This window comes from Candidatus Zixiibacteriota bacterium, assembly GCA_018820315.1.
Classification (GTDB): domain Bacteria; phylum Zixibacteria; class MSB-5A5; order JAABVY01; family JAHJOQ01; genus JAHJOQ01.
In genome coordinates, this window is record JAHJOQ010000039.1 from 1 (window position 1) to 4,186 (window position 4,186).

5 protein-coding genes are annotated in these 4,186 nt (G+C 49.8%); 3 read left to right on the top strand and 2 right to left on the bottom strand.

The genetic code is table 11. From position 1 onward, the window contains the following. The first annotated feature begins 369 nt into the window (after positions 1–369). Genes KKH67_03460 through KKH67_03470 form a run of 3 tightly spaced genes read left to right on the top strand, consistent with a single transcriptional unit; the run spans position 370 to position 1,312 of the window. Entirely contained in the window at positions 370–741 is a 372-nt protein-coding gene (locus KKH67_03460; protein ID MBU1318235.1) for a PEGA domain-containing protein, read from the top strand. After that, on the top strand, positions 738–1,115 hold the full coding sequence (locus KKH67_03465) for a YbjQ family protein (protein MBU1318236.1): 378 nt from the start codon (positions 738–740) through the stop codon (positions 1,113–1,115). The genes KKH67_03460 and KKH67_03465 overlap by 4 nt, the downstream gene beginning before the upstream one ends. Beyond that, positions 1,112–1,312 (top strand): hypothetical protein, encoded by a 201-nt coding sequence (locus KKH67_03470; GenBank protein ID MBU1318237.1) that lies wholly within the window; start codon positions 1,112–1,114, stop codon positions 1,310–1,312. Before KKH67_03465 ends, KKH67_03470 begins: the two co-directional genes overlap by 4 nt. A 54-nt stretch (positions 1,313–1,366) precedes the next feature. Here KKH67_03470 and KKH67_03475 read toward each other — a convergent pair whose 3' ends face one another. Both KKH67_03475 and KKH67_03480 read right to left on the bottom strand, forming a co-directional pair. After that, a complete protein-coding gene (locus tag KKH67_03475) occupies positions 1,367–2,740 on the bottom strand; it encodes a sigma-54 dependent transcriptional regulator (GenBank protein MBU1318238.1) in 1,374 nt (457 codons plus the stop codon). Between the two features lie 151 nt (positions 2,741–2,891). Next, positions 2,892–3,572, bottom strand: coding sequence for a thermonuclease family protein (locus tag KKH67_03480; protein ID MBU1318239.1), 681 nt, complete (start codon positions 3,570–3,572; stop codon positions 2,892–2,894). Between the last annotated feature and the right edge of the window lie 614 nt (positions 3,573–4,186).

A 4,186-nucleotide genomic window follows, 5' to 3' on the forward strand; every position in this document is an offset into this window, starting at 1 on the left:
ACGTCCCGTGGGCCAACGCACACAACCTACAATCTTCCTTGCCAGGATCGCCCGCCGAGTGTATATTCAATCCATTGACACGATAGTCCGTTCTGCTCGGCGGAACGAAAATCGAAAGGCAAGGGCGGCCTTGGAGTGGAGACAGAAGCTCATCAGGATCGTGGGGATATTGACCTGCACAGCCAGCATACCCCATCAAAGAACAGCAAGAAATCAAGCAACTCAAATGGCTGTTTGCGGATATAGATGCAGTGCAGGAACTGCAGAGACTAAACAATACTGCGGTCAGGGCTTGATTGATGGTTGAAGCTGCACGGCTGTAACAAATCGTTAACCGCCTTGGCTACAGTGAAACTCAGGAGAAGATCGATGAAAGCAACACTAATGCTCGCTGCCGTAGCCTTGATGCTGCTCAACGGCTGTGCTACTATCCTGAACGGAACTAACGACAATGTTCAGGTCAATTCGGAGCCATCAAATGCGAAGGTCTACGTGAACGGCTACGCCGTAGCGACCACACCCGCGAAGCTGAAACTCGAATCTGACAAGGTGCATAACATCGAGGTAAAAAAGGATGGATATGAGACTTGGCACTATTCTATTACTCATGGTGTAGGAGCCGGTTGGGTGGTGCTCGACATTTTCCTTGGGATCATTCCGGTCATTGTCGATGCGATTACAGGGGCGTGGCACAGCCTCGATACGAGCAGCATCAATGCCGTGCTTGAGGAATCACCGTGAGACTGTCACACATAGGATTAATCTGTCTGGCCATCCTTATGCTCTTTTCTGTTACTTCCTGCACAAAAGTCAGTAAGGTCCAGATGCTGCCGGGAAAGTTGACCTCGAAGTCGTCCGATCATCCGATACAGTTCTTCTCAACACAGACTCCGAATTGTCCATATGAAGAGATTGCCATGGTATCACTCAGCAGAAACAAAGCCAACAAACTCCGAAACATCGCCCGGGAAATGGGCGGAGACGCAGTAGTTAATGTGAGGATTAGCGGCTACAGCACTGGCGCCGTCTTAGTAGGTAATGCTGTTATCAAAACTTATCGCAATGGACTCTCAGGCATAGTTATCAGGTGGTTGCATGAGGATTGTAAAGAGTGAAATACCTCCTCATCGCTGTCGCCTGCATCATTGTTGTCGCACTCGGCGGCCAGGCAAGCCAAGCCTCGAAACCACATGGTTTCAATGTGCGGATCTCGGTTGGCCGTCGGGAAGGGATTCCCAACGGCGCGGATAGCGGTGCGGGAAATGTGCGACAGCAAAAGAAAGCCGGCGGATCTCGCGATCGGCCGGCTTAAATTCAGTTGCCTAAAAACTGAAAAACCGAAATTCTTAAGGTAAAGAAGCACTCTCTACACTTCTTTTATCGTATCAATTTCATATTTCTTTATCTTTTCGAACAAAGTTGTATAATCTATTTGCAGCACCTCGGCGCCTTTGCGCTTGTTCCCTTTCGTCTCTTTCAGCACGCGAATGATCATTTTTCGCTCAGCAACCATCTGCGCATGCTGCCCAACCTCTTTGAGTCCAGCGCCTTCGCGCAGACGAATCTCCTCGACGGTCGGCAGCCGTATCGCCAATTGATCCGGGCCAATCACTTTGTTCTCGCACAATATGATCGCGCGCTCAATCGTGTTCTCCAACTCACGCACATTGCCCGGCCAGTGATACTTCTCCAACATCGCCTGCGCATCTTTCGATATCCGCACCTGTTGTTTCTTGCGGTCGCGGCAATATTTGTTCAAAAAATGCCCACTCAGCGCGGCAACATCATCGCGGCGATCCCGCAGCGGCGGAATCGTAATCGGAAATACTGAGAGACGATAGTACAAATCCTCGCGGAATTTCTTGTTCGTGATCAATTCCTTGAGGTCGACATTCGATGCCGCAATGATACGTACATCCGCCGAAATCGTCTGTGTCCCACCGAGCCGCTCGAATGTCCGCTCCTGCAGTACCCGCAGAAGTTTCGCCTGCAGCGCGGGGTCCATGTCGCCGACTTCGTCGAGAAATACAGTCCCGCCATTCGCAATCTCGAACTTACCGATTTTTCTCGCATGCGACGAGGTGAAAGCTCCCTTTTCTGAACCAAAAAGTTCGTTCTCCAGCAGATCCCTCGGAATAGCGGCGCAGTTGATCGGAACGAATGGTTTTTCGCTCCTCTGAGATACCTTGTGAATTGCTCTTGCGAACAACTCCTTCCCTGTTCCGGATTCACCCAATAGTAGTACGGAAGTTTCCGATGGTGCTACCTTACGAACTAACCGCATCACCTCGTGCATACGAACGTTATTTCCAATTATCTTGTCATAGCCATGCACGCTGTCGAGTTCTTCCTTGAGAAGTTCGTTCTCGGCTGCGAGCTGGCGCTGGCCCATAGCTCTCTGTATCAGGAATGTGAGATGGTTCGTGTCGAACGGTTTCGTGATGAAATCGAACGCTCCGAGTTTCATCGCCTCGACCGCATTTTCGATTGTGGCGAAGGCGGTCATCATGATCACAGCCACATCGGGATCGCGGTCTCTGATACTCGAAAGGACTTCGATGCCATCCATGTCCGGCATCTTCAAATCGGTGAGGACAACGTCGAATCGTTTCTCACCGGCAAGATCGATTCCGCGAGATCCGCTAGACACCGAATCTACCTCGAAGCCCTCGGCTGTGAGGGTTTGCGAAAGCATATCGCGCATCGACTTCTTATCATCGATCACAAGTACTGATGACATGTCGCTCCTGAGTTGTTAAGCCACTGACTCACATGTCTATTATTAATTCATATCGGAGATATGGTGGATTCTTGTAGCTATCAGAGCTTACTTTTATGTCTGATTCTTGAGCAGAATCTGAATGGCGCTCTTGAGCTTATGACGGCGGAATCTATGGTTTGCAGTTTCTGCAAGGCGAAAAGCCGAGATCGAGGAAATCGTCGCGTGTAGGATACTCCAACATGCGGGCTATTCCGCCCCGCTGGGCAGCGGGGCAATCGGGACGGTGGAATCGAAATGTGTTCGGATTTCCGAGATATGATTTCTCAATCGGCTCCGGCGGCGGCATCGACCAAATTCCTCTCTTTTCAGCGCGCGCCTGAATTTGAGCCATTGTCAGTCGACTGCGATACTCCATGTTTTTCTGGTCTTCCGGGAAAGTGTATACATTCGCCAAGCCCTTTTTTACGAGGACTTCATTGACCATTATAGAATCCTCGACAAAAACATAGGCGAGCAATCGACCGAATCTGTCCCTTTTCTTGACATCATACTCCAAACGGATCTTGTTATCGAGGCAAAGCTCAGAATTCTTGCGAGAAGCATCGAAGTAGAACGGCTGCCCCTCCTCCGGAGTGTCGATTCCCATATATCTGACCAGTTCTCCATCGGACAGCTCCCCGGTATCGCCGTCGATGACGGAAATCATTCGCAGTTCCGACCGACCTGTCCCAGGTGGTGGTTCCGCCTGAGATGCGAATTGTCTATATATCGCATAGGCCGAAAATCCGAGAAGCGCCAGAATCAGCAGTTGAGACAGCAGTTTTCCGGCTTTATTACTATTCTTACCCATACTATTCTCAATCGTATTATTCTTTATGACTCTAATTGTTAATCAATGACTTACGCACGTATCTGAGCAACTACACAGATTCGCACCAGACCAGCACGGGCGATCTCGGATGGACTGCCTCTCATCTGCCCTTCCTGCACATGTGATTCGGAGGAGAGTTCAACCTTCCTTCCGCTGGATTCGCCTATGCCAACCTCGAAATCCAGCGATTTCCAAGCGATATCAAGGCAATCTCCCCTTCTTCCACGGCAATCTCATTCTGTAGCCAGTTCCGACGCCGCGTATACTCAATTCAAAGGACGAAATGCAATCCCGTCAAGTCAAAAACCGGCTCGAATTGCGGTTTTCAGCGACACTGGTCGTGCCAGAGACAACTTGCTTCGATACGGTCATGCCCACGTCTTGCGTGACCTCGATACGCAATATGTTGCAATACAACGAATTGCTGCATAGTATTAGTGCTATTATTAGCGTTTATTATATTAGCAGTAGTATTATCTCGAATTGCTTCTCAATGGAGATTGCCACGCTTCGCTCGCAATGACGATTTCCGGGGTTTTTCAACAAGCCCAGTGGCAGCCAAGCTCTTTACTTAATAGTGGTCTGCTGGTTCA